This window comes from uncultured Idiomarina sp. (genome assembly GCF_964010655.1).
GTDB lineage: Bacteria > Pseudomonadota > Gammaproteobacteria > Enterobacterales > Alteromonadaceae > Idiomarina > Idiomarina baltica.
In genome coordinates, this window is record NZ_CAXGLS010000015.1 from 1 (window position 1) to 26552 (window position 26552).

At 47.7% G+C, this 26552-nt stretch carries 25 protein-coding genes; 17 read left to right on the forward strand and 8 right to left on the reverse strand.

Going from position 1 to position 26552, the window contains the following annotated elements:
• The 3 genes from ABNS04_RS05550 to ABNS04_RS05560 form a co-directional block, all read left to right on the forward strand.
• A partial coding sequence (locus ABNS04_RS05550; RefSeq protein ID WP_272977350.1) for an EAL domain-containing protein occupies nucleotides 1-2282 on the forward strand: 2282 nt, incomplete at its 5' end.
• Nucleotides 2275-3132 (forward strand): DUF3034 family protein, encoded by an 858-nt coding sequence (locus ABNS04_RS05555; RefSeq protein WP_272977351.1) that lies wholly within the window; start codon nucleotides 2275-2277, stop codon nucleotides 3130-3132. The genes ABNS04_RS05550 and ABNS04_RS05555, both read left to right, overlap by 8 nt.
• Nucleotides 3133-3141: 9 nt before the next feature.
• Nucleotides 3142-3564: a group 1 truncated hemoglobin gene (locus ABNS04_RS05560; RefSeq protein WP_272977352.1), complete on the forward strand. Its 423-nt coding sequence runs from the start codon at nucleotides 3142-3144 to the stop codon at nucleotides 3562-3564.
• A gap of 63 nt (nucleotides 3565-3627) precedes the next feature.
• Here ABNS04_RS05560 and ychF read toward each other — a convergent pair whose 3' ends face one another.
• The 6 genes from ychF to lolB form a co-directional block, all read right to left on the reverse strand.
• Nucleotides 3628-4719, reverse strand: a complete 1092-nt coding sequence (gene ychF / locus ABNS04_RS05565; RefSeq protein WP_006955204.1) for a redox-regulated ATPase YchF — start codon at nucleotides 4717-4719, stop codon at nucleotides 3628-3630.
• Nucleotides 4720-4730: 11 nt separating this feature from the next.
• On the reverse strand, nucleotides 4731-5321 hold the full coding sequence (pth, locus tag ABNS04_RS05570) for an aminoacyl-tRNA hydrolase (RefSeq protein WP_006955203.1): 591 nt from the start codon (nucleotides 5319-5321) through the stop codon (nucleotides 4731-4733).
• An 18-nt stretch (nucleotides 5322-5339) separates the two neighbouring features.
• Nucleotides 5340-6002: a 50S ribosomal protein L25/general stress protein Ctc gene (locus ABNS04_RS05575; RefSeq protein WP_006955202.1), complete on the reverse strand. Its 663-nt coding sequence runs from the start codon at nucleotides 6000-6002 to the stop codon at nucleotides 5340-5342.
• A gap of 155 nt (nucleotides 6003-6157) precedes the next feature.
• Nucleotides 6158-7105 carry a ribose-phosphate pyrophosphokinase gene (locus ABNS04_RS05580; RefSeq protein WP_040487723.1) on the reverse strand — a complete coding sequence of 316 codons (948 nt, stop codon included), beginning with the start codon at nucleotides 7103-7105 and terminating at the stop codon, nucleotides 6158-6160.
• 12 nt (nucleotides 7106-7117) lie between these two features.
• Nucleotides 7118-7981, reverse strand: coding sequence for a 4-(cytidine 5'-diphospho)-2-C-methyl-D-erythritol kinase (gene ispE, locus ABNS04_RS05585; protein ID WP_272977353.1), 864 nt, complete (start codon nucleotides 7979-7981; stop codon nucleotides 7118-7120).
• Nucleotides 7982-7990: 9 nt separating this feature from the next.
• On the reverse strand, nucleotides 7991-8641 hold the full coding sequence (lolB, locus tag ABNS04_RS05590; RefSeq protein WP_272977354.1) for a lipoprotein insertase outer membrane protein LolB: 651 nt from the start codon (nucleotides 8639-8641) through the stop codon (nucleotides 7991-7993).
• Nucleotides 8642-8790: 149 nt separating this feature from the next.
• Here lolB and hemA point away from each other — a divergent pair, with 149 nt between their 5' ends.
• The 13 genes from hemA (at nucleotide 8791) to ABNS04_RS05655 (ending at nucleotide 23366) form a co-directional block, all read left to right on the forward strand.
• Entirely contained in the window at nucleotides 8791-10062 is a 1272-nt protein-coding gene (gene hemA, locus ABNS04_RS05595; RefSeq protein WP_006955213.1) for a glutamyl-tRNA reductase, read from the forward strand.
• Between the two features lie 2 nt (nucleotides 10063-10064).
• Nucleotides 10065-11153 carry a peptide chain release factor 1 gene (gene prfA / locus ABNS04_RS05600; protein WP_348671221.1) on the forward strand — a complete coding sequence of 363 codons (1089 nt, stop codon included), beginning with the start codon at nucleotides 10065-10067 and terminating at the stop codon, nucleotides 11151-11153.
• A complete protein-coding gene (gene prmC, locus ABNS04_RS05605; RefSeq protein WP_272978255.1) occupies nucleotides 11153-12001 on the forward strand; it encodes a peptide chain release factor N(5)-glutamine methyltransferase in 849 nt (282 codons plus the stop codon). Before prfA ends, prmC begins: the two co-directional genes overlap by 1 nt.
• Before the next feature lie 13 nt (nucleotides 12002-12014).
• On the forward strand, nucleotides 12015-13484 hold the full coding sequence (locus ABNS04_RS05610) for a response regulator (protein ID WP_272978256.1): 1470 nt from the start codon (nucleotides 12015-12017) through the stop codon (nucleotides 13482-13484).
• Nucleotides 13485-13536: 52 nt separating this feature from the next.
• Nucleotides 13537-13911 carry a SirB2 family protein gene (locus tag ABNS04_RS05615; protein WP_006955217.1) on the forward strand — a complete coding sequence of 125 codons (375 nt, stop codon included), beginning with the start codon at nucleotides 13537-13539 and terminating at the stop codon, nucleotides 13909-13911.
• 44 nt (nucleotides 13912-13955) lie between these two features.
• On the forward strand, nucleotides 13956-14759 hold the full coding sequence (locus tag ABNS04_RS05620) for a tetratricopeptide repeat protein (protein ID WP_006955218.1): 804 nt from the start codon (nucleotides 13956-13958) through the stop codon (nucleotides 14757-14759).
• 44 nt (nucleotides 14760-14803) lie between these two features.
• Nucleotides 14804-16075, forward strand: coding sequence for a DUF819 family protein (locus tag ABNS04_RS05625; RefSeq protein ID WP_272978257.1), 1272 nt, complete (start codon nucleotides 14804-14806; stop codon nucleotides 16073-16075).
• Between the two features lie 11 nt (nucleotides 16076-16086).
• Nucleotides 16087-16926 carry a 3-deoxy-8-phosphooctulonate synthase gene (kdsA, locus tag ABNS04_RS05630; RefSeq protein WP_006955220.1) on the forward strand — a complete coding sequence of 280 codons (840 nt, stop codon included), beginning with the start codon at nucleotides 16087-16089 and terminating at the stop codon, nucleotides 16924-16926.
• Between the two features lie 9 nt (nucleotides 16927-16935).
• A complete protein-coding gene (locus ABNS04_RS05635) occupies nucleotides 16936-18426 on the forward strand; it encodes a TrkH family potassium uptake protein (RefSeq protein WP_242603652.1) in 1491 nt (496 codons plus the stop codon).
• Between the two features lie 30 nt (nucleotides 18427-18456).
• Nucleotides 18457-19230, forward strand: coding sequence for a ZIP family metal transporter (locus ABNS04_RS05640; RefSeq protein ID WP_006955222.1), 774 nt, complete (start codon nucleotides 18457-18459; stop codon nucleotides 19228-19230).
• A 26-nt stretch (nucleotides 19231-19256) separates the two neighbouring features.
• Nucleotides 19257-20201: an MBL fold metallo-hydrolase gene (locus ABNS04_RS05645; RefSeq protein WP_348671222.1), complete on the forward strand. Its 945-nt coding sequence runs from the start codon at nucleotides 19257-19259 to the stop codon at nucleotides 20199-20201.
• An 85-nt stretch (nucleotides 20202-20286) separates the two neighbouring features.
• Nucleotides 20287-20964, forward strand: a complete 678-nt coding sequence (locus ABNS04_RS05650) for a TetR/AcrR family transcriptional regulator (protein WP_272978259.1) — start codon at nucleotides 20287-20289, stop codon at nucleotides 20962-20964.
• 62 nt (nucleotides 20965-21026) lie between these two features.
• A complete protein-coding gene (locus tag ABNS04_RS05655) occupies nucleotides 21027-23366 on the forward strand; it encodes an acyl-CoA dehydrogenase (protein ID WP_272978260.1) in 2340 nt (779 codons plus the stop codon).
• A 22-nt stretch (nucleotides 23367-23388) separates the two neighbouring features.
• Here the strand turns inward: ABNS04_RS05655 and ABNS04_RS05660 are convergent, their stop codons facing one another.
• A complete protein-coding gene (locus ABNS04_RS05660) occupies nucleotides 23389-24714 on the reverse strand; it encodes a S41 family peptidase (protein ID WP_006955226.1) in 1326 nt (441 codons plus the stop codon).
• Between the two features lie 129 nt (nucleotides 24715-24843).
• Here ABNS04_RS05660 and nagZ point away from each other — a divergent pair, with 129 nt between their 5' ends.
• Nucleotides 24844-25848: a beta-N-acetylhexosaminidase gene (gene nagZ / locus ABNS04_RS05665; RefSeq protein WP_272978261.1), complete on the forward strand. Its 1005-nt coding sequence runs from the start codon at nucleotides 24844-24846 to the stop codon at nucleotides 25846-25848.
• Here nagZ and queC read toward each other — a convergent pair whose 3' ends face one another.
• Nucleotides 25849-26508 carry a 7-cyano-7-deazaguanine synthase QueC gene (queC, locus tag ABNS04_RS05670; RefSeq protein WP_006955228.1) on the reverse strand — a complete coding sequence of 220 codons (660 nt, stop codon included), beginning with the start codon at nucleotides 26506-26508 and terminating at the stop codon, nucleotides 25849-25851.
• Nucleotides 26509-26552: the final 44 nt, after the last annotated feature.

Sequence of the window (26552 nt, forward strand, 5' to 3'; positions counted from 1 at the left end):
TGATGTTTAAACAGTTTAAAGTCCGACTCGCGGTCATTTTTGGTATCCTCATTGCGGTAGCATTGTGTGGTGCCGTACTGGCCGTTTTACTTACCACATCAAATCAGGTCGAACGCACCCTACAACGTGAGTTAACGGTCAGTGAACGGGTGTTCCGCGAGTTAATGGATGGTCGAGCTGAGCAGCTGCGCCGCGCTGCCGAAGTGCTGACTGATGACTTTGGCTTTAAACGCGCGGTTGCTAGCGAAGATCGCGACACCATCGTGTCTGCGCTAATTAACCATGGTGAGCGCATCGGCACCGATCTCATTGCACTGCAGACACCTAGTGGGGAAGAAATAGCTTCAACACATGACTTGAACTTACAGCAATTAGTAAGCGGTGAGCAGGGGGGAAAGGCCTTGCTTGTGTCAGAAGGGCAACTATATCAAGTGGTAACCGTGCCCGTTACAGCACCCAACCTTATTGCGTGGGCGACGCTCGGTTTCGAGGTAAATAATAAACTTACCGAGCAGCTCAAAGAGTTAGCGAACGCAGATATTACATTATGGCTGGAGCAACAGAGCCAGCTGTTGGCTTCAAGCCTACCTTCCGAGCTTCGTGAGGGGTTTGCACAGGCGTTATCGTCCGAACAGCAAATGTACGATAACTGGGTTCAACAAAGCGGTTTGGCGCTCCAAGAGAGTATACTCAATACGGTTGGGGGGAATGTGGTGCACGTTTCTTTGACCACCTCCCGCGCTGAAGCCATGCGGCAGTTTGATGAGTTGCTCGTTCAGATTTTACTGATTGGAGCCATAGCGCTTGTTATCACCTTAATTGTCGCGCTCTTCGTTGCAAAAACCATTTCTACGCCGGTTGCGCTATTATCTCAGGCTGCAAGTAAACTAAAGTCAGGTGATTATTCACCCACTAACTTACAATCACGTAAAGATGAGTTCGGTCAATTGGCCGATACCTTTGAGTCGATGCGTTCTGCTATCGCATTACGTGAGCGTAAAGTGAGGTTCCAAGCCACTCATGATCAGTTAACAGAACTTCCTAATCGACGGGAGTTGCAACGACTATTGAATGAAAAGCTCGGTGACTCAGCCTCGTCGGGGTGGTTGCTGCTTATCAACATACGCAATTTTCGTCGTTTAAACGATAGCGTGGGTCAGCGAATGGGTGATGACGTCTTGAAACAATTAGCAGGGCGCTTGCTTTCTGGATGTCAATCGAATGATATCTTGGCTCGCTTCGGCGGTGATGAATTTGCGCTGGTCACGGAGGGCGAGACTGAATCAAGAATAGCTCGTCGGTTAGAAGATTTGAGTGTTCGTCTTAACGTACCTTTTGTGGTTGGGGGGAGTCAGTTTGAACTTAAATTTAATTGTGGTGCTGTGCAGTTTCCGCAGCAAGCGAGTGAGTTAGATAGTCTTATCCGCCGTGCTCAGGTTTCGGTAAAGCATGCTAAAGAGCACAATCAGTTTAATGCATTTTATCAAGAAGGATTTGATGAGGCGCATTTACGTCGACTCGCGATTGTTGAGCAACTCCCAAAAGCGATTGCGCGAGGTGGCTTCACGCTTGTTGCGCAACCGAAAGTTCGAGCTACGGATGGCCGTACAGTGGCCGCAGAAATGCTGATCCGCTGGCATGATGAGCAACTGGGTTGGGTTGGGCCTGATGAATTTATTCCACTGGCTGAGCAGTCGGGCATGATCACCGAAATAACCCACTGGGTCGTGGAGCAGGCCGAACAATGGGTGAATCAATTACGAACGTTCAAGGATGATATTAAGTTAAGTATTAATATCTCAGCGGTTGATTTGATCAACGATAAACTCGCCAATGATTTAGTGGCGCTCAGTCAACGCAATATGCAACGCTATTTGATATTGGAAGTCACGGAAAGTGCTTTGATGAATGAGCCTGAAAAGTCGATTGCTTGCTTAAAAATGCTAAGTGAGCTCGGCTACGAGATTTCTATCGATGACTATGGTACGGGGTATTCGTCGCTATCGCAGATACGTCGCTTACCGATCAATGAGTTAAAAATTGACAGAGCCTTTATTCAGTATTTAATGACCCAACCCGACGATCAGTCCATTGTGCGTTCGACCATTCAACTTGCGCATGAGTTGAACTTACGTGTTGTCGCCGAAGGGGTTGAGGACGAAGCCAGCTGGCATTGGCTGTTAGCGAATCATTGTGATGTGTTGCAGGGCTATTATTTTAGTAAGCCGATTTCATTTGAAGAATTACATTTACGACTATTGAAGGAAAAAGAGCATGCCTAAACGCATTTTTTATGGCTTATCTGTACTCTTGCTGAGTGCTGTTCAGCCTGCGCTGGCGCAACAATTTGAAGCACCGGGATCGCGTCTATTGGCGACCGGCGGCGCAAGCACTATCGAGGGGAGTGGCGGCGGTGGAATCGTGCCATGGGCAACCCTCAGCAGTTACGCCGATGAAGGTGAGTGGGGCGCGACTGTACAGATGACGGAAGTACAAGTTGATGATTTTAGTTTAAGTGTGCAAGGCGCTAGCTTTAACTGGAATAACCGAGTTGAAGTTTCCTATGCACGCCAGCAGTTCGACTTAGAAACGATTGGTGGCGAACTCGAACAATCTATTTGGGGGGTTAAAGCGCGACTCAGCGGTGATTTGGTCTATGGGGTGATGCCGCAGGTCAGTGCCGGCATCCAACACAAAAGCAATCAGACCTTCGCCTTACCTCAGGCGGTGGGTGCAACTGACGACTCTTCAATGGATTACTATGTGAGCGCCGCCAAAGCTTGGCTTGCGGGACCGTTTTCGCGTACGTGGGTGGCTAATGTTACGTTACGTAATACAGAAGCAAATCAACTCGGGTTACTTGGCTTTGGTGGTGATAAGGAGGATAGTCGCGAGTGGGTGGGAGAAGCTTCTGTTGCCGTTTTTCTCGATCGCTACTGGGCGGTAGGTGTTGAGTACCGTCAAAAACCGGATTTACTGAGCTTTGCCAAAGAGGACGACTGGAAAGATATTTTCGTTGCTTATTTTCCCTCGAAGCATGTGTCCGTGGTTGGTGCATACGCAGATTTGGGGTCTATCGCTGGATTAGCGTCACAAACCGGTTGGTACCTTTCGGTTCAGGCAAGCTTTTAAGGAGTTCACATGAAAATTTGGGTGAGTGCAGCACTAGTGTTGCTAGGTAGTATGATATCTGGGGCGGTACAGGCACAATCGTCAGAGCTATATCAACAGTTAGGCGAACGAAGCGGCATCGAAACGATCGTCGAAGAAATGCTACTTGGAGTGGCTGATGATGAGCGTATTGCGCATTACTTTGCTGATGTTGATATTCTACGTCTGCATAAGCTGATCAGCGAACAAGTGTGTAATGTCAGCGGCGGTCCGTGCGAATATACGGGCGACAGTATGGCCGTTTCACATAACAACTTAGGGATTAATAACGCTGATTTTAATGCGCTAGTGGAGCATTTAATTGCCGCAATGGAACAGGAGAATGTCCCCGTTGCTGCGCAAAATGAGTTGCTCGCATTACTAGCACCGATGCACCAAGATATTGTGGAATAGTTAGACATCAAGTTAAGCATAAAAAAACCGGCAATGATTGCCGGTTTTTTGTCGTAGAAAGGTTTATACGTTGAAGCGGAAGTGAATGACATCACCATCTTTAACGATATATTCTTTACCTTCAAGACGCCATTTACCGGCATCTTTCGCACCTTGCTCACCGTTATACTCAACATAATCATCGTAGCCGACTACTTCGGCGCGGATAAAGCCCTTTTCAAAGTCAGTATGAATGCGCCCTGCAGCTTGCGGCGCACTGGCACCAATTTTTACCGTCCACGCGCGGACTTCTTTAACGCCCGCTGTGAAATAGGTTTGCAAATTAAGCAACTGGTAACCACCGCGGATCACACGATTGAGTCCGGGTTCTGCTTGGCCAAGCTCTTCTAAGAAGGCTGCTTTATCGTCGTCGTCAAGTTCAGCAATTTCTGATTCGATAGCCGCACATACTGGCACGACGACAGCGTTTTCTTTTGCTGCGATTTGACGCACAGTTTCTAGGTGAGGGTTATTCTCGAAGCCATCCTCGTTAACGTTAGCGATGTACATCGTTGGCTTCAGCGTTAATAGGTTGTATGAACGAATTACCGCCTTTTCGTCGTCTGTTAAGTGAACAGAACGCGCCATCTCGCCTTCATCTAACGCCGGCTTGAGCTTCTCTAATACAGCAATTTCTGCTTTCGCTTGCGCATCGCCGCCTTTTGCTTTTTTGCCCAAGCGGTGAAGCGACTTATCGACTGAATCCAAATCTGCTAGTGCTAATTCAGTATTGATGGTATCGATATCATCCGCAGGGTTAATACCACCGCTGACGTGTACAATGTTATCGTCTTCAAAGCAACGAACCACATGACCAATCGCATCGGTTTCGCGGATGTTGGCCAAGAATTGGTTGCCAAGACCTTCGCCTTTTGATGCCCCTTTAACTAAGCCCGCGATATCCACAAATTCCATCGTAGTGGGAATCACTTTTTGTGGGTTCACAATACTTTCGAGCACATCGAGGCGTGGGTCGGGAACCGCAACAACACCGGTATTAGGTTCGATGGTACAGAAAGGAAAGTTAGCCGCTTCGATACCGGCTTTGGTCAAAGCATTAAATAACGTGGATTTTCCGACGTTTGGTAAACCAACAATACCACAGCGAAATCCCATGAGATAAACCTCTATTTACTGGCACGAAAGCTGTGCAACTGCTGTAACGCAGGGCCCCAGCCTTCATCGATTAAAATATCAATAGCACGACTGGCTTCATCGATACACTCGTCGAGGAGCGCGCGTTCGGGCGCGGATGGTTTACCCAATACGAACCCGGTCACTTGTGAACGATGTCCGGGGTGACCAATACCGACTCTCAAACGCATAAAGTCCTGAGTGCCCAACTGGGCGATAGTATCTTTAATACCGTTATGACCGCCTGCGCCACCCCCTCGTTTGAATTTTGCTACACCGGGATCAAGATCAAGTTCATCGTAAGCGACGAGGATCTGTTCGGGAGCAATTTTATAAAAGCGCGCCATCGCTGCAATTGAATAGCCGCTTTTATTCATAAAGGTCTGTGGTAATACAATGCGGAGATCACGAGTGGCGGTTTGATGTCGACCAATCAATGCTTTCGTTTTTGTATCGGCAGTGAGGGTTACGCCGTGACGACGGCAATAGGCCTCAACTAACCAAAAACCCGCATTATGGCGGGTTTTTTCGTATTCGGGGCCTGGATTTCCCAGGCCCACAAGCAATTTAACGTCTGTTCCCATTAGGGTTACCTAACGCTATTACTCGTCAGCGTCTTTTTCGTTCGCTGCAGGGACTTCGTCAGCTGCTGGTGCTTCGTCTTCAGACTCTTCTTTCTCTACGCGAGGCGCAGTGATTGAAACAACAGCTTGGTCGTGATCTTCACCTTTGGTTAACTCAACCAACTCAACGCCTTCTGGTAAGTTAAGGTCAGTTAGGTGAATAGTATCGCCTACTGACAAGTTAGCGATGTCAACTTCCAAGTACTCTGGTAAGTCTTTTGGTAAGACCATGATTTCTACGTCGTTCACGTGGTGAACAACAACACCGCCTTCATCTTTAACGCCTTTAGCTGTTTCTTCGTTTAAGAAGTGCAGTGGCACGTGAGTGTGCAACTTGTGACCTTTTTCAACACGTTGGAAGTCTAAGTGAGTTAACTTAGGCTTGTACGGGTGACGTTGCATGTCTTTCAAGATTGCTTGGTGTTTTTTACCATCAATCTCAAGCGTCAAGATGTGCGAATAAAAGGCTTCGTAGTCAGCCATGTTATTCACTTTGTTGTGGTCTAATTCAAGTGCGATTGGCTCATCTTTACCACCGTAAAGAATAGCAGGTACTTTGTCCGCATGACGCAGGCGGCGGCTCGCACCTTTCCCTTTGTCCGTACGAACGGTAGCTTTGATATTAAAATCTAATTTAGCCATGTGATTGGGCTCTCATCTGTTTATAAGTAAAAAATGTCAAAACTCGCGACCAAGTCTTGACCCAAAACTTGGAAACCGACTCAAAAGCCGGTTTCCAAGGGCGCGGAATAGTACCACTGTTACCAAGTTAAAACAAGCGTTATAGCCAAGCCAACCTAGTAATCAAACATGGCTGAAATCGACTCTTCATTGCTAACGCGTCGCAATGCTTCTGAGAGCATGCCAGATAACGTGAGTTGATGTACTTTGCCGGTTGCTTTCATTTCTTCGCTCAGTGGGATACTGTCAGTGACTACGAGCTCATCAATGGCTGACTCTTTGATATTGCTGACAGCATTACCAGAGAATACAGGGTGAGTAGCATACGCAAACACACGTTTCGCACCGTGTTGTTTAAGCGCCTCAGCAGCCTTACATAAGGTGCCACCGGTATCGATCATATCGTCGACGATGATGCAGTCACGGTCTTTAATGTCACCAATAATATGCATGACCTGCGAAACGTTCGCTGATGGGCGGCGTTTGTCGATAATCGCAAGATCGGTATCGTCCATTAATTTGGCGAATGCACGGGCACGCACAACGCCACCAATGTCGGGTGATACGACGACCGGGTTATCGAACTTCTGGTTACGCATATGTTCGAGCAGTACGGGCGTGCCAAACACATTATCGACAGGTACGTCGAAAAAGCCTTGGATTTGCTCAGCGTGCAAATCAACCGTTAGCACGCGATCAACACCGACGCTCGATAAGAAGTCGGCGACAACTTTTGCCGTGATCGGTACTCGCGCTGAGCGCACTCGGCGATCTTGGCGCGCATAGCCGAAATAGGGCATAACAGCAGTAATACGACCGGCAGAAGCGCGACGCAGCGCATCAACCATGACGATAAGCTCCATCAGGTTGTCATTGGTGGGCGCACAAGTTGACTGCAATAAAAAAACGTCCGCACCGCGGACGTTTTCATTGATGGCGACACTGATCTCACCGTCACTAAAACGACCTACAGAGGCGTCTCCGAGTTTAATATATAGGCGGTCAGCGATTTTCTGCGCGAGTTCTGGCGTGGCGTTACCAGCGAAGAGTTTCATGTCAGGCACAACAAACCTCGACTAAATTTGGGTTAATGTCCGGATAAGCGATGAACGGTTCTGGCCCCGCACAACATAACTTTCGGGTAGTGAAAGTTGCGCTTGTGCAGCAATAGCTTGTTGCTGATTCGCAAAGCGAGTAAATAAGCAAGCACCTGTGCCAGTAAGCCGAGTCGGTCCATAGTTTAGCAACTGCGCGTGTAGCTTGGCAACTGCGGGATACTGCTTAAGCACCACGGATTCAAATACATTGTTGGTGTTTTGCCAGTCCCATTGCGAGGGAGATAAAGGCTTGCAGTCGCGTTTTAAGCCCGCATCAGCGAACAACGCTGCGGTTGAAATATTGACTTGAGGTTTGACCACTAAATAATAGCTTTGGTCGGGTTCAACGTCGGTGAATTGATCACCAATACCTGTGGCGAAAGCGCTGTGCCCATGAATGAAAATTGGCACGTCAGCGCCAAGTTCGGCACCGATGGAAAGCAATTGCTGTTTAGTAAAAGGTTGACCCCAGAGATAATTTAAGCCGACCAGCGTTGTGGCGGCATCGGATGAACCGCCGCCTAATCCTGCCCCTTGGGGAAGTCGTTTTTCAAGCGTGATGCGTACGCCGAAGTACGACACCTGGTGCTGCTGACACTGATTAATGAGTCGCTGCGCCGCACGAAATACCAGGTTATCTTGGACGTTAATGGCACTCTGTGTATCGATCAACTCAACTTCGTGTCCTGCCACCGATTCAAAAGAAAGCGTATCTTCGATATCAATAAACTGAAATAGCGTTTCTAGGTTGTGGTATCCATCATTACGTTTGCCAGTGATATGTAAAAATAAGTTTAGCTTTGCGGGCGCAGGTAGGACCAGTGAAGTCTGTGAATAGTTCATGAAACGACTCTACAATACCAAAGTGTTTAAAGAAGGTTGAGTTTGCCAGCTTTGCGCCTGAATTTTGAGTTTCAATTGGTCGGTTTCGGCATGTATTTGCTCAGGTAAAAGCTGCTGAGGTTGGTAAAACCATGTGAGTTGCCAATGATCACCTGCACTTGTTTTGTAATGTGCATTAATGAGCCGACCTTGTTTATCAAAGTGAAATTGCGTAAACCTCGGGTCGAGACGACCCAACAGCCAATGGGGCAACTCCTCTACCGGCAGCCGCATCCCAGTGTATTGATAAAGCAGGTCTCGCGCTGAGCGGCTTTGTACCTGTTCGCCATCGACTTTTATCGTTGCAACCTGAGCGCTTATATTCAAATGGGCTAGTTCCCCACGTAAGGGATGTGTAATCACAATATCTTGCTGTTGAGGCGACGAACGCCAACTGAGATAAGCACTGTCCTTACTGTTTGATTTGATTTCTGTCAAGGCAAAGCGACCCGATAGCTGCCATCTATTTATTCGTTGCAAGCGTGTTTGGTGCGCTTGAACTTGCTGATTGGTAATATTAGTACCGACACTTTGTTGCGGTGGTTCGGGTATGCTACAGGCTGTTAAAACGAGGCTGCATAATAGCGTCAGCAATGTCCAACGAGAGATTTTTAACACCACAGGGGAATTCGCCTTTATCAATTAAAGAGGATAGAACATATCGTTTTGCGTAGTTGACCAGAATTGTCTGTGACTTTCAATAATCCCTCCGATCACGTACAATCCGCTCAGCGTTTTCAACCCTCTGTTAGAGTAAACCGCGACTCCCGATGACCATTTCAATTTTAGGCATAAACCATAGAACAGCACCTGTCGAGTTACGAGAGCGCGTAGCTTTTGGTCCGGTGCAATTAGAACAGGCGTTGACTGAGCTTAAGCAGTTACCTGGAATTGAAGAAGCCATCATTGTATCGACCTGCAATCGTACTGAACTTTATTGTCATGGTCATGCCGAACATCAACCGATGCTGCATTGGTTGTCACAATTTCATGGCATCACGCCGAGTGAACTTGAGCAACATCATTATTATCATATTCAAGAAGATGCGGTTGCACATTTGATGAGTGTCGCTAGCGGTTTAGATTCATTGGTGCTTGGAGAGCCGCAGATACTGGGACAAGTGAAACAAGCATACCAGCAGGCGAAGCATTTTAATGTGGTGGGTGGTATTCTCGAGCGACTTTTTCAAAATACGTTCCGTGTTGCTAAAGCGGTTAGAAATGAAACCGAAGTTGGTCAAAATGCGGTGTCTGTCGCCTTTGCTGCTGTTAGTTTAGCTAAGCATATTTTCGGTGATTTAAAACATTCGAATGTACTTCTGGTGGGCGCTGGTGATACGTCTGAACTGGTTGCTCAACATCTTGTGCAGCAAGGTGTTAGCTCTTTAAACGTTGCCAACCGCACTTTGCAGCGTGCCACCGAACTGGCTCAACGTGTAGGCGCCGAGGCACACAGTTTGAGTCAGTTAGGTGAGTTATTACCGAATGCAGATATCGTAGTTAGCTCGACCGCCAGTACTTTACCGATTATTGGTAAAGGACGTGTTGAAAAAGCATTAAAGCAGCGTCGCCATAAACCCATTTTACTCATCGACTTGGCGGTACCTCGCGATATTGAGGAGCAAGTGAATGAATTGGATGACGCGTACCTCTATACGGTTGATGATTTACAAAATATAATCAGCGAAAATATTAAGAACCGCGAGCAAGCCGCGCAGCAAGCTCGCAAAATTATTGCTCGGGAAGCCAACCAATTTTTAGATTGGTTACGCTCCCTAGATAGCGTTACGTTAATTAGGGACTATCGGCAACACACACAGAAAGTTGCGCAGCTCCAGCTAGAAAAGGCGTTGGCGATGTTGCAACAAGGCAAGCCAGCCGAGCAAGTCATGCAAGTTCTCAGTCACAAACTAACGCAACAACTCGCGCACCGACCCACGCAGCTGTTAAAACAAGCGGGCGAGCAGGGTGACCAAACGACTTTGTCAGTGCTTCAGCGATTGTGGCTTGAGGATGATAATCAGAATAAGGAAACCAATTAAGCATGAATCCATCGATAGAGCGCAAGCTTGAGGGATTAATTGAGCGCTATGAGGAAGTGCAAGCACTACTGGGCGAACCTGATATTATTTCAGATCAGGATAAGTTTCGTTCATTATCAAAGGAATACGCTCAGTTAGAAGAAGTAGTCAGTGCGTTTAATTCTTATCGACAGGCGCAATCTGATCTAACCGCTGCACACGAAATGGCTGATGACGATGATCCCGAAATGCGTGAAATGGCAAATGAAGAGATTGCCGATGCTAAACAGCGGGTGGAAAGCCTAGAAAACTCATTGCAAGTACTACTGCTGCCTAAAGATCCAAACGATGATCGCGCATGTTACCTAGAAATCCGTGCGGGCGCAGGGGGTGATGAAGCGGCGATTTTTGCCGGCGATTTGTTCCGCATGTACAGCCGTTATGCTGAACAACACGGATGGCGCGTAAGTACTGTCAGTGCTAACGAAGGCGAACATGGCGGTTATAAGGAAGTGATTGCGCAGTTAAGTGGCGATGGTGTCTATGGTCGTATGAAATTTGAATCCGGTGGGCATCGTGTTCAACGCGTACCTGAAACGGAATCTCAAGGGCGGATTCATACGTCGGCATGTACGGTGGCGGTGTTGCCCGAAATTCCAGAGGCAGAAGCCATTGAAATAAATCCAGCTGACTTGCGCGTTGACACCTTTCGAGCGTCGGGCGCAGGTGGACAACACGTTAACCGAACGGACTCTGCGATTCGTATTACTCACTTGCCGTCGGGGGTGGTCGTTGAGTGTCAGGAAGAGCGCTCACAGCACAAAAACCGTGCCAAGGCGATGTCGGTACTGCAATCACGATTACAGCGCATGGAAGATGAGAAGCGCGCGCAAGAAGAAGCCAGTACCCGACGCAGCTTGGTGGGAAGCGGTGATCGTTCAGAACGTATCCGTACCTACAATTACCCACAAAGCCGCGTCACAGATCATCGTATAAACCTCACTCTATATCGCTTAGATGAGGTACTTGAGGGCGGGCTTGACCTATTGCTGGACCCGATTATCACTGAACATCAAGCTGACCAGCTCGCTGCATTGTCGCAAGATAATTAATGAACTTAAGTATCGAAGACGCGCTCAAGTGGGCGCGTCAACAGCTTGCAACGGATTCAGACTCAGCCGATGCTCAGGTTGACAGCCGCGTATTGTTATCTTACCTCCTCGATAAGCCATTGAGCTATTTCATGACGTGGCCGGAACGTCGTTTAACGGATGCACAATTTCAACAATTGCAAAACTGGGTTGCGCGACGTTGCCGAGGTGAACCCGTTGCTTATATTGTTGGTGAGCGAGAATTTTGGTCACTCTCTCTTGCGGTGGACAACAGTACACTGATCCCCCGGCCGGATACCGAATGCCTTGTAGAAACAGCACTGTCACTATCCTTACCGGCAGATGCACGGGTTTTAGATTTAGGTACTGGAACGGGCGCGATCGCACTGGCGCTGAAAAGCGAGCGTCCAGATTGGCAGGTGACCGCAGTCGATTGGTCAGCATCGGCAGTGTCGCTTGCTCAACGTAATGCGCGACGTCTTGGGCTTGCTGTTGAAGTTTTGCACAGTCATTGGTTCGACAGTTTGGCAGATCGAAGCGTTTACGATCTAATCGTTAGTAATCCTCCCTACATTGCTGAGGATGATGCGCACTTAGCTCAAGGTGATGTGCGTTTTGAGCCCCGTTCGGCACTTGTCGCGGAACGCGCTGGGATCGCTGATCTTCATCACATCGCAGAACAAGGTCACGCGTACCTGAAACCGAACGGTTGGTTGCTAATGGAACATGGTTGGCAGCAAGCGCAAGCGGTTATAACTTTATTACGTGAATTCGGTTATAAAAACGTTAACATATGGCGAGATTATGGTAATGTCGAACGAATCACTGGCGGACAGAAAGTGAAATAAGAGAGAGACCATTATGAGCAATCAGTTCATGTTTGCTGATGAGCCGCAACACTCGCAACCTGCACTCCTAAAAGACAAATGGAAGGTGCTTATTGTTGATGATGAACCCGAGGTTCATGCGGTGACAAAATTGGCATTAAGCGATTTTGAGTTCCTCGGTCGAGGTCTTGATTTTTTCAGTGCTTTTTCGGGTGAAGAAGCGCGTCAATTGGTGGATCAACATCCTGATGCTGCCATTCTATTACTCGACGTGGTGATGGAATCTGACGATGCGGGCTTGAAAGTCGCTCGTTATATTCGTGAAGAAGCGGATAACCACTACACTCGGATTATTCTTCGCACAGGTCAGCCAGGGCAAGCGCCCGAGCGTACAGTGATTGTCAATTATGATATCAACGACTACAAATCTAAAACTGAGCTTACTGCGCAGAAACTGTTTACTGCGGTGATGTCGTCGTTACGTTCGTACCGCGATATCATGTCGGTCGATCAAAGCCGTCAGGGCCTCGAGAAAATCATTGAAGCATCGGCCAACTTATATACATTGCAACCTATGCAACAGTTTGTTGACGGTATTGTCCAGCAGCTCAGTTGGGTGATCGGCGGAGCCAGGCAAACGTTGTATGCAACGGCGACCGACGATGGCCGTGCTTACCGTGTTGTTGCCGCCAATGGCGAGGATAGCGACGTTGCGATGGGGCAAACTTTGCGTGCTGTATTACCGGGCAAGGCGCTCTCCGAGCTCGATAACGTCATCCGTGATAATAGCCATTATTATGGAGATGATTTTGTACTGATGTATTGTCGGAGCCATTGTCGTCCTCAAGGCTCTGTGTTGTTTATCGGTGGTATGTCGCGTGCGCTCACCGATGATGATCATCATGTCTTAAAGCTATTTGCTGAAAACGTGCAGAAAGCGCAAGACAATGTCGTGTGTATCGAAGATACAGACGTTCTTATGGCGGGCATTGCTGACCAACTAGTGCGCCTGCAAGCAGTGCACTTTGATAGCAGCACCGTTGGCGGGTCTGAGGCTATTGCTTATCGCATCGGCACTACGTTATTCGATGAGACCACCGCCATCAATATAAGTTGTGCGTTGACGCTATATACACGCGCTAAACCTTTGTTGTCGTGTATTGAGCCTAACGCAGCCGCTCACGAAACCAGTTGCCAACAACGAATTGCGACGTCACTGCGAGGACTGAAAAATGGTCAAGAACAAGCAACACAATTTGCTTTTACGGCGTTAATGGATCGATTGGAGCGTTGGGATGGATTAGGTTTACCGGATGGCAAAAAGGGAAGCTCGATTGCTCAACCGACTCAAGTCATCTTGGTATCGGAACAAATCGCCGATTGGCGCGCGCAGGGATTGGCAGAAAGTGATATGATTACGCGTTTGCAAGACGAACGCGGGCGTTATTACTCTCCCGACTTTTTAGATAACGTCATTAAACACCTAAGCGGTGTCCTGGCGTAGTCATGATTAGCGCGTCTACTATGCATTTTTTTGACGGCAAGGAGAATTAATTTTGTATATCGCATTTAAACATTTGCACGTGCTATTTGTCGTGATTTCCGTGGCTTTATTTATGCTGCGTTTTTTCTGGGTGTTGAAGTCCCCTCAACAGTTACAGAAGAAGTGGGTGAAAATTGTGCCGCATGTGAACGATACTTTTCTTCTGTTAAGTGCCATCGCGATGATTATTATCGTTGGTGGGGCGCCTATTGGCGCAGCATGGCTGTCTAATAAAATTATTGGCCTTGTCGGCTACATTATTTTTGGTCTAATTGCTTTTAAGGCGTCGAGTGCTGCTTGGCGTTGGGTTGGATTTTTAGGTGCTGTGGCTTGGTTATTGTTTCTTTTCCATGTCGCTTATTCAAAAATGCCCGTACTGTTTGCGTAAAATACGCAAAACGCATTCACACACTCAATTTTACTTAGGTGACCATGTCGTATTCTTTTCTTGAGTCCAGTGAACAAGAATGGCTACCAACAATTGATATTATTTGGGAAATCAGTCGTCAACTTGGCTATCGAAAGGTAGCCGATATTGATGAATTTTGGCAACAAGTGGACAACTTTGGAGGTTTCGAGGAAGACGCCTCCGCGGCAGATAAAATGGCTCAGTTGGGACGTCATTTTTATCGCCAATTGGGTTACAGCGATGCGCCTGAATCATGGGTTAAATCCCATCGAATTTTAATCCATGATGTGTGTATGCAACGCACGGGTGTGCCCTTGGTGTTAGCAATGTTATTACACGCAGCGGCGCACCGTCATGGCTTGCATGTTCAACTGATTGACTTTCCCGGTTATCCGCTACTTAAATATGAAGCGCACAACCAAGCGTACTTTTTTGATCCTCATACGGGCGAGTCAGTGCGCTACGAAGATATTGTTCATCGGTTCGATCACCTGATGGACGGAGATGCAGAATTCTGTTGGGAGTGGGCAGAAGCAACACCGCAGTCAGCGCTTATCGAAGCGTATCTGACTGAATTAAAACAATGCTTCATGGCTGAGGCTCGCTTCGAGAAAGCGTTGCGTTGTATTGAGATGTTGCTCGTTTTACGGCCCAACGATCCCTATGAGATTCGAGATCGTGGTTATTTGTACGAAGAATTAGGTTGTCAGCATATTGCAGCAGACGACTATCAATTTTTCGTTGAGCAATGTCCTGATGACCCCAGCGCTCAGTTGTTAAAGTTACAATTGGAAAATTATGCTGGACCGTCGCATATTGTTCATTGATAAAAACAGTTTAATAAGAATGATTAAAATTAAGGAGTATCCAGATGCTGGCAGCTGCACCTAAGGTTGCAGAGACGACCGCTTTGATCACCAATGATGGTGTGATTATTGGCTTGCTATTAGCCATTTTAGGGTTGGTTTTTTATACCCACTCGAGCAAACATCCTGCGTTTGAAAAGTTTTATAAATACGTTCCAGCATTGTTGCTGTGTTATTTCATTCCATCACTGCTGAACACATTTAATATTGTCGATGGCAATGCCACTGCTGTGACAGATATCACCATGGATTATCTCTTACCTGCGTGTATGGTGCTATTGACTCTGAGCTTAGATCTGAAAGCGGTTGTAGGTTTGGGATCAAAAGCGCTTATTCTATTTTTAACAGGTACGTTGGGTATTGTTATAGGGGGGCCCATAGCGTTGCTGTTGGTCTCCTTAGTCTTCCCAGAGCTACTGGGTGGTGCAGGACCGGATGCGGTTTGGCGCGGCATGACTACGATTGCAGGTAGTTGGATAGGTGGTGGTGCAAACCAAGCGGCGATGAAAGAAGTTTACGAAGTCGGCGGCGACATCTTCTCTGCAATGGTTACAGTCGATATCATTGTTGCCAACCTTTGGATGGCAGTACTGCTTTATATGGCGGCAAACGCCAAGAAAATTGATGCGCGCACGGGCGCGGATACCTCGGCGATTGACGCAATTCGCGCGAAAGTTGAAAAATACGAGGCTGAACACGTGCGTAATCCCAGTTTACGCGACTTGATGTTGATTTTAGCTGTTGGCTTTGGGGTAGCGGGCTTGGCTCATTTACTGGCCGATTGGATAGCACCCGCCATCGGAGAGCATGCGCCGTACTTAAGTCGTTTTAGCTTAGATAGTTTGTTTTTCTGGGTCATCGTATTAGCAACAGCAGGCGGGATCGCATTATCGTTCACGCGTGCCCGGTCTCTTGAAGCGGCTGGCGCCTCTAAAATTGGTTCTGTTTTCGTTTATATTCTAGTCGCCAGTATTGGTTTACATATGGACGTCACCGCAATCGTTGATGCCCCTAAATATTTCTTGATAGGTGCTATTTGGATGATGATTCATGCAGGCTTGATGCTACTTGTTGCTAAGCTCATAAAAGCCCCTGTCTTTTACATGGCTGTGGGAAGTCAAGCCAATGTTGGCGGTGCTGCGTCCGCGCCCGTGGTTGCATCCGCTTTTCATCCTTCGCTAGCTCCGGTTGGTGTATTATTGGCCGTGATGGGTTATGCATTGGGTACTTATATGGCTTATTTAGCCGGTCAAATCCTGCGTGTTGTCGGTAGTTAAGGAGCGTTAGTATGCAATCCGTTGAAATGGGTAATATTACGTTTGATAACCAGCGTCCGTTTGTTTTATTTGGCGGTCTCAATGTACTCGAATCTCAGGATCTCGCGCTCCGCACCGCTGAGCACTTTATGAAGGTGACCGAGGCATTAGGTATCCCTTATGTCTTTAAAGCATCTTTTGATAAAGCAAATCGCTCATCGATTCATTCGTTTCGAGGGCCCGGATTAGAGGAAGGCTTAAAAATATTTGAAGCTGTAAAACAGGCTTTTAATGTACCCATTATCACGGATGTACACGAACCTTATCAGGCCTCGCCGGTAGCTGAAGTCGCTGACATTATTCAGCTACCCGCCTTTTTGGCACGTCAAACCGACTTAGTTATGGCTATGGCAAAAACGGGCGCGGTGGTTAATGTTAAAAAACCGCAGTTTTTAGCGCCGCATGAGATGAAACATATCATCAAGAAGTTCAATGAAGCAGGCAACGAACGTATTTTGTTATGCGAGCGGGGGAGTTGCTTTGGCTATAATAATTTAATTGTTGATATGCTGGGCATGGATGACATGAAGTCAATGGCACCGGTCGTGTTTGATGCGACGCATGCTTTACAGCGGCCTGGAGGTCGGCTCGATTCGGCGGACGGTCGTCGGGCGCAAGCTGCCGAGTTAGCGCGTTCGGGAATGGCGCTGGGATTAGCCGGACTATTTATTGAGGCACACCCAAACCCAGATGAAGCAAAGTGTGACGGTCCTTGTGCGCTACCATTGGCAAAACTCGAACCCTATTTGCAGCAAATGAAAGCAGTTGACGACTTGGTCAAATCATTTGCCCCCCTCGATACTACGAACTAAACCGTTGCCATGTTAAAGCCGTCACATATGCAGGCGCCAACTAAACTTACTGGCGTTGATGCGGCAAAAATTTTGTCGCGAGCAGTCGGCGGCTTGTTAGCATTGTTATCCATCGCAATGCTATTACCGTTTGCGGTAGCCGTCGCAAACAGCGAAAAAGAACAATGGACCTACCTCACGTTAGCTGTTATCGGTGTGGTAGTCGGTACCGCGTTGTTTCTACAAAAATCGGGTGATGCCAAATTACGAGCTAGACAAGTGTTTTTGCTGACATCACTCTGTTGGTTATCTGCAAGCCTATTCTCGGCACTGCCATTTATTTTCGCGCAACCCTACTTGAGCTTCGCAGATGCTTGGTTCGAATCAATGTCCGCCATCACCACGACAGGGGCTACGGTGATTGTTGGGCTTGATAACCTCCCTCGCGCGGTGCTGCTTTGGCGTGGCATGCTGCAATGGTTAGGCGGCATCGGTATCATTGTTATGGCGATGGCGATATTACCGTTTTTGCAAGTCGGTGGTATGCGACTTTTCCAAGCTGAATCCTCAGATATCTCCGGTAAATTTATGCCTCGTTCGAGCAATATGGTATTTGCGATTGGGCGAGTCTATATTCTTTTAACGCTTCTGGTGATGTTGCTGTATTGGTTTGGCGGGATGCACACCTTTGACGCGATTGTGCACGGCATGACTACAATTGCGACGGCTGGCTTCTCCAATTATGATGCCTCGTTCGGACATTTTGCCGATAGCCCGTTTTTGATGATAACGGGAACACTCTTTATGGTCGCCGGTGCTTTGCCCTTTGTTTTATATATTCGTGCGCTGAAGGGGGATGTTGGTCCGCTGTATCAAGATTCCCAAGTACGTGCTTTTCTGATTTTTCTTGCCGTCGCAATTACCTTTATCACACTGGTGCACGGTACGCGTGGTCGAGATGTCTTTGATGCATTAATTCATACAGCCTTTAACGTGGTATCGGTCGTAACGACGACCGGCTACGCAAGCGAAGATTACGGACAGTGGGGAAACTGGGCATTAATGGTGTTTTTCTACTTGATGTTTGTCGGTGGTTGCACGGGCTCTACCGCTGGCGGTATGAAGATCTTTCGTTTTCAGCTCTCACAACTGCTACTCAAAAAGCAGTTTAGTCAGCTAATACACCCGAACTTAGTTAGGGTTCAAAGTTACCAAGATCGCCGTGTCAATGATGCCTTACTGGGTTCTATGGTCGCCTTTTGTTTTATGTATTTTCTCCTCGTTGCATTCATCGCGCTAGGACTATCTTTGTTTGATCTTGATTTCCTAACGGCGATCTCGGGTGCCGCTTCTGCCGTAAGTAACGTAGGTCCCGGTTTGGGTGAAGTGATCGGTCCCTCGGGTAGCTTCGCGAGTTTAGAGAGTGGTGCTAAATTATTACTGGTGTTTGCCATGTTAGCCGGGCGTCTAGAAATAATGACCGTGCTGATATTGTTTCATCGCCACTACTGGCGACACTGATACCTTTTTATCAAAACGTAGGACTAATTTATGGATCCTTGGTTGCTTGCCTTTTTTGTAAGCGGGGCTAGTGGCTTGATGACAGCACTAGGTTCCAGTGTTGTTCTTATTGGCTGGCAACCGAGTCAGCGTCATACCAATATTCTGCTTGGCTTTGCTGCTGGCGTGATGTTGGCTGCAGCGTTTTTCTCTTTGATTGTGCCGGCGCTAGAGATTGCCAGTAATCTCTATGGCGATGGGATCATTCCTCCGTTAATGGCGGTTACGGGTATCCTCGCTGGCGCTTTACTCATTGCTCTTATTGATAAGACCGTACCTCATGAGCATTTTATCAAAGGCACTGAAGGCCCCGTCAATTCACGTCTAAGTCGCTTGTGGCTATTCATTATCGCGATCACGATTCACAACATCCCAGAAGGCTTAGCGGTCGGTATAACGGCTGCTGGCGAGGACTGGGACGCAACTATAGCGATTGCCTCCGGTATTGGTTTACAAAATGTGCCAGAAGGGTTGGCCGTTTCTTTGGCCTTGTTAGCCCTTAACTATTCGCGCTTTAAGGCGTTTTTAATTGGTGCTTTGACAGGGTTAGTTGAGCCGATAGGTGGTTTGTTAGGTGGGATTTTTGTTGGCTTAACGGAGTGGCTGTTGCCTTGGGGGTTATTGCTTTCAGCCGGAGCGATGATTTACGTCATTAGCCATGAAATTATTCCTGAAACTCACCGCGAGGGTGAGCATTCTAAAGCCAGTGGCGGGTTGATGGTTGGATTGGTCATAATGCTGTTTCTAGACGTATGGTTAGGTTGAGTTCATTCTATAGAGGATAAAAAACCATGTTTAAACGTTCAGTTTTAACCTTAACGTTGGCTACCACTTTGAGTGTCAGTGCGATTGCAAGCGCTCCTCAGCAAAAGACTTCGGCGCCGGGCTATTACCGTATGATGTTAGGTGATGTCGAGGTAACGGCTATATCTGATGGTACGACAGAGTTACCGGTGCATCAGCTGTTACAAATGGATGCGGACAAGGTGCGTGAAAAACTCGCCGAATTTTATCGTCAGTCACCGTTGGAAACATCGGTCAATGCTTACCTTATTAATGACGGTGAGTCTCTCATTTTGATAGATACCGGTGCGGGCTCAATGTTCGGCGCATCTTTAGGTAATCTCGTCCGTAATATCGAGGCAGCTGGCTATAGTACCGATCAAATCGATGAGGTGTATATTACTCACATGCACTCAGACCATATCGGCGGGCTGATCGATGATGGAGAACGCGTGTTTAAAAATGCGACCGTTCGCGCGGATAAACACGACGCGGACTACTGGCTATCAAAGCAACAAATGCAACAAGTGCCTGAAGCACAACAGGGTGGTTTTAAAGCTGCGATGAAAGCCTTGGGTGCTTACGCAGAAGCCGGTCAGTTTAAACCTTTTGTTGCGGGCGAAACGCTCGCCGCGAATATAAAAAGTGTTGAAGCCTATGGCCATACGCCAGGACATACGATGTATCGGTTGGATGCAGGTGACCAAACCTTAGTCTTTTGGGGCGATATTATGCACGTCGCGGAAGTGCAGTTTGATCAACCGAAAGTGACGATTGCGTTTGATAGTAATCAAGATGAGGCGCGAGAGCGACGCATCAAAGCCTATGCTGAGGCAGAGAAAGAGGGTTATTACGTCGCGGGCGCGCATTTACCATTTCCTGGTGTGGGCCAAGTAAAAAGCGATGGCGATGCCTATGACTGGGTACCTGTAAATTACTCGCCGATGTGGTAACTTGCCATAATATTTCAGCGAACACTTGATCGCTGAAACGACATCGATTAAATTAAACGCATGTTTAAAATGTGTGTTTCTAATCATGTCTAATCTTAAAAGTCATGCTAGCGACGCCCCGTCATCAGTGCGGGCGTCGTCTAACAAGCCCTCAACACAGAAGCGGATACTCGATACCGCCGAGCGATTGTTTGCGAAAGAGGGGTTTGAACAAACGTCTTTACGCCAAATTACCCAAGAAGCGGATGTTAATTTAGCATCCGTCAACTATCACTTTGGTTCTAAGAAAGCACTCATTCAGGCTGTGGTAGCACGCTACATGGATGTGTTCATGCCTGCGCTGGATGAGGAGTTACGTGGTCTTGATGATGAATCAGCGCTAACAACATTGCAGGTGTTTGAAGCCTTCAAGCTGCCATTATTTTCGTTGAACGGTATTCATAAACGCGGCACCGAGCGCTTCCTTCGGCTACTCGGTTTTGCTTACTCAGAAACTCAGGGTCATTTACGACGCTATACGCAATCGGCATTCGGCAATGTGTTACAGCACCTTTTGTCGCTGTTACACCGAGCCAACCCAGAGCTTTCTGATGAAGAAATGTTTTGGCGCTTACACTTTGTACTTGGTGCGACTGTGTTTGCGCAGGTATCTGGGCAGGCACTGATTGAAATCGCCCGAGCTGAGTTTAATTATGAAGTGAATATTAAAACCGTCATTGAACATTTGATCGTATTTATAGCAGGTGGACTTGAACGTCCTTAAAGGCAGACAGCTCTGCTAGGTTGTTCTAGACTGACTGTAAGTCCCATTGTTTGGAGAGTTGAATGGAAATCTTGATATTAATTATCGTGCTGTTGGTCATTGTACTCGCAGTGGGTGATATTCGTCGCAGCTTAATTACTAAGCCTGTGTTCAAATTATTTAAACGCATTCTTCCGCCGTTGTCAGACACTGAACGTGAGGCAATGGAGGCAGGTGATATCTGGTGGGACGGCGAGTTGTTCAGTGGACGTCCAGATTGGCAGAAGCTACTAGAAACGCCCGAGCCGAAGTTGACCAGTGAAGAGCAGGCGTTCGTCGATAATCAGCTGGCTGAGTTATTGGATATGTTGGATGATTTTAAAATCGTTCAACAAGATAGAGATTTGCCTAAACCTGTTTGGGACTTTTTACGCAAGGAGCATTTCTTTGCCATGATTATTGGTAAGGAATATGGTGGTTTAGATTTCTCTCCAGCGGCTAACTCATACATTGTTTCGCGTATCGCGTCACGCTCTATCAGTGCTGCAGTATCGGTGATGGTGCCGAACTCTCTCGGTCCAGGCGAGCTGTTAACGCATTACGGTACGGATGAACAGAAAAACTATTGGCTCCCGCGTTTAGCGGACGGTACGGATATCCCATGTTTTGCATTAACGGGTCCCGAAGCAGGCTCTGATGCAGGTGCTATTCCCGATGAAGGCATTATTTGTAAAGGTGAACACGAGGGCAAAGAAGTCGTTGGTATTCGTCTAAATTGGTCAAAACGTTATATCACGTTGGCGCCTTCTGCAACGGTTCTGGGTTTGGCATTCAAGTTGTACGACCCTGAAAGCTTGCTAGGCGACAAGAAAGAACTGGGTATTACCTGCGCGTTGATTCCAACATCACATAAAGGTGTGGTCACGGGTGACCGACACTTCCCGCTGAATCAAGCGTTTTTAAATGGGACCACCTACGGTGAAGATGTTTTCATTCCTTTAGAGTGGATCATTGGCGGCGCGGATTATGCGGGTAAAGGCTGGCGCATGTTGGTTGAGTGTCTATCTGCTGGTCGTGGTATTTCATTGCCCGCATTGGCGGCAGCTTCAGGTCACGTCACACAACGTATGACAGGTGCGTACGCTTATGTGCGGCAACAGTTCGGTTTACCGATTGGTGTATTCGAAGGCGTGCAGAGCGCTATGGGTAAAATTGGTGGAACAAACTATACCTTAGAATCGATGCGCCGGCTCACCGTATCTGCGTTATGTCAGGGCAAATCACCTTCGGTTGTTACGGCTATGACCAAGTACCACATGACTGAGATGGGTCGTGAGGTCATCGAACATGCGATGGATATTCACGCAGGTAAAGGGATTCAGCTAGGTCCACACAACTACCTGGGTCATAATTATATGGCGACGCCGGTCTCGATTACGGTCGAGGGCGCGAACATTCTAACCCGTAACCTGATGATTTTTGGTCAGGGTGCAACACGCTGTCACCCGTATGTCCTAGAAGAAATGAAAGCCGCTTCGAACCCAGATGAAGAGCAAGGTTTAATGGCATTCGATGGCCTGCTGATGAAACATGTTGGCTTTGCCGTTAGTAATGTGTTCAGCAGCCTTTGGATGGGTTTAACAAGTTCGCGCTTTAATGAAACGCCGGTCAGTGGTGAAACGGGTCGTTATTATCAGCACTTAACGCGCTTTAGTCGTGGCTTAGCCATGGCAGCGGACGTGTCGATGCTAATGCTGGGTGGTGACTTAAAACGTAAAGAAATGATCTCTGCGCGTTTAGGTGATGTTTTGAGTCACTTGTATATGGCGTCAGCGGTGCTGAAGCGTTTCGAGGACGAAGGACGACAAGCGGCTGACTTACCTTATGTGCATTATGCAGTGCAGAGCCACCTACATAAGATTGGTTATGCATTTGATGGATTCTTCCGCAACTTCCCGAAACGTTCAGTGGCGGTACTCATGCGCGCAATGGTATTCCCATTGGGTAATCACTTTGCACAGCCGTCGGATGAGTTATTACAAGACATTAGTACTGACATGATGAAGCCGGGTATCACTCGCGATCGTCACACGTTCTTATGCTATTGGAAAGATGATGAGAACGATATGACAGGTCATATGGAGAAAGCATTCTTAGCGATGTTGGATATGAAAGACGTCTATAAGAAGCTTCGTAAGGCCGAAAAACGCGGTGAGCTATCGGGTAACTTGAATGGTCAGGCGTTAGCCGATAAGGCGAAAGAGCTTAATATTATCAGTGCAGAAGAAGCCGATAAGCTGGCTCATACCGAAAAACTTCGAATGACAGCGATTGGTGTCGATAGCTTTGCCCCCGGTATTATCGAAAACAATCAGTTCTATACCACGAAGGGTGATTTACGCAAACAAGCCGTGCGTGATTAACGCACGGCTCTGGACGTGGTATTTACTGTAATGTGGCGCGCTTATCTTTCATGGTAAAGATAGGCGCGTTTTTGTAAGCGGGTGTTGATACGTGCTCCATAGCTGCGGTACTCACTGGACACTGACCGTTAACAATGAAATCGCGAGCAGCACCGGTTAGCGGATCGGCAAACTCGCCCCAATCGGCGACAATTGCATCATTTACTGGGCAGTCAGGCGATAGACCATCATAGTACTGACCTTGTCCCTCCGAGTTCACGGTTTCAAAATTAATAGCGAAGGTGACCTTATCGCATAACTCTTGTGGTTGTTGACCCACAGGTTTACCACAACTGGTTTCACCGATCGTGATCACATCAACGTGCGGCCGTAATGAGTTAATTACCAACTCAGAGGACGAGCAACTCGCCCCTGTGGTGAGTACAATGACTTGATCCAGATCGAGCTGACGGATGCCATCAACCAAACTAAAGGGCACCGTCTCATTTTGCGCCGCGTTATTATCATTGAAGCGATATTGAATGAAGGTTTTGCCCTGTACTTGCGTACCTGCGGTCTGGGTGGCAAGTTGGTTAGCATAACGAATTAACCCTCCGCCGTTGTATCGCAGATCAATCACTAAACGGTCGATGTTGTTGGCATCCAGTTCATTGAATACTTGATTGAGGTCGTTACCTGTCCGATTGATAAACGCATCAAGGGTAAAATAACCCACACTTTGACCATCAAGCTGCCAAATCGTTTGACCCATTACTGTGTTCGTTGCCACTTCATCCTTGGTAATAGTCGCGCTTTGCTCGTCCCCGGTCGGAGTTCGCCAGGTAATATCCCTTGTGATGCCTGACTCAGCAGGTCCCAATGCATCGTTGTAGGTCCCATTCGCGAGGAGTTGTGAAACGGGAACGCCATCGATCGCAATAATTTCGTCTGCACGGCGCATGCCAGCGTCCCATGCGGGTGAGTCTTGGTAGACGAAACGTAGTTTCACACGTTCAGCACTAATCTGTTGCTGAGAAAAACCAAAGCCTGCGTATTCAGCTGAGACAAACAGGGCGTCATATTCATCTTGCGTCAAAATATAACTGTATCGATCTTCGGGGGCACGCAATTCCTCAAGTAGTTGATAAACATCGTCATAGGCCTCAGGTTCAATGGTTTGCGGTAGGCTGTCGTTCCAAAAATAATCTTCCTGCATGTACTCGAAGAAGCGTTGGTTTTGATCCGCGAACGAGCAACTGGCGAAGTTATTTCCTCCACCTGTGGTATTGCTGTTATCGGACGAAGAACCGCCACAAGCGATAAGCGCAGCGCACAACGAGCATGATAAGACTGAACGTAGAGGTTTCATTTTGGCCACTCTTGTTAACGACGTGTTAATGATCTTATTACATGCTTATTTTTTACAGGGGTCAAGCTGTACAATTCGGTCACCTCTGGCAAACTAACGGTTATCAACACGAACACATGAGACAATGACATGGCACAGGTAATGATCGATATCGCGGGTACTGAGTTAACCGCCGAAGATAAGCAATTATTAGCGCATCCGGATGTTAACGGACTGATATTGTTCACCCGCAACTTTGTCAGTATCGAACAAGTAGAAAGCCTCGTGGCGGCTGCTCGCGCCGCGTCTGAAACTCCCTTGTTAGTTGCTGTTGACCATGAGGGCGGGCGAGTACAACGGTTTCGCGATGGTTTCAGTGCTATCCCCGCAATGGCTCGTATCGCTGAGCTGCCGCACGATGAACAGCTAGCTGCAGCACAAGATTTGGGTTGGCTTATGGCACGCGAAGTAAGAGCCGTCGGTATTGATATTAGTTTTGCACCGGTATTAGACATTAATGGATGCAGCGAAGTGATTGGTGACCGTGCTTTTGCAAGCGACGTTCAGCAGGTCGCGCATATCGCGCAAGCATTTATTGAGGGCATGCATGAAGCAGGTATGGGTGCAACAGGTAAGCATTTTCCTGGACACGGCTCGGTAGCAGCGGATTCGCACTTTGCAGTGCCGGTTGACAGCCGCTCAAAAGAAGCCATTTTTAATACCGATCTCCCTGTTTTTGATATGTTGGCCGATCGACTTGCCGGCATGATGCCTGCGCATGTGATTTACGAGCAGGTCGATCCGCAGCCAGCGGGATTCTCTCATTATTGGTTACAAACCATACTGCGCGAACAACTGGGCTTTAACGGGCTGATTTTTAGCGATGATTTGTCGATGCAAGGAGCGACAGTGGTCGGCGATATGCGTCAGCGCGCTTTGGCAGCACTGCAAGCGGGTTGCGACATGGTACTGGTATGTAATGATCGCGATGCGGCCTTTGAACTACTGCAACAGCCGTTACCTGATACGTCGGCTCGCAGTCGTCAGCGCTTACAAGCGATGTTGGGCGCTGCTAATTACGAGCGTATGGATGAGCTACAACGCTCGAACCGTTGGCAGGAAGTGCAACGCTGGATCGAGCGTATCAGCGGTTAATTAAGCTTCGTAGGGAAGGGGGTCGGTGACGCCATTGGCGGCAAAGGCCTCTAACCGCTCGACACAGGCACCGCATTTACCACAGGCTTTATCACGTCCGTTGTAGCAGGTCCACGTATCTGCGTAGTTCAGGTCCATACGCAAGCCGTCAGCAAGAATGGCATTTTTATCAACATCAAGGTACGGCGCAACCACTTCTACAGGTTCGTAGTTTGCCAACTGACTAACCACGTTCATTTGGCGTACAAATTCGGGGCGACAATCGGGATAAATTGCGTGGTCACCCGAGTGAGCGCCATAATAAACGGCACTTGCGCCCTCGGATACGGCGTAACCGATCGCTAGTGACAACAAAATCATATTGCGGTTGGGTACGACTGTCGACTTCATTGAGGATTCTTCGTAATGCCCCTCAGGGATCTCAATGTCGTCAGTTAAAGAACTGCCCGCTAGCAAGGTGTTAATTGCGGTTATATCAACGATTTTATGAGGAATATTGAGTGCTTCGCAAACTTTAGCGGCCACATCCAGCTCGCGCACATGGCGTTGACCATAATTAAAGGACAATGCCGATACTTCATGACCTTGCTCTAATGCTCTATTCAGTACTGTAAATGAATCCATTCCACCTGAATAAATGACAACCACCTTTTGCGACATTCGCTGACTCCCCGTATAATTAAGCTTCCAATCATTTTAGCGAA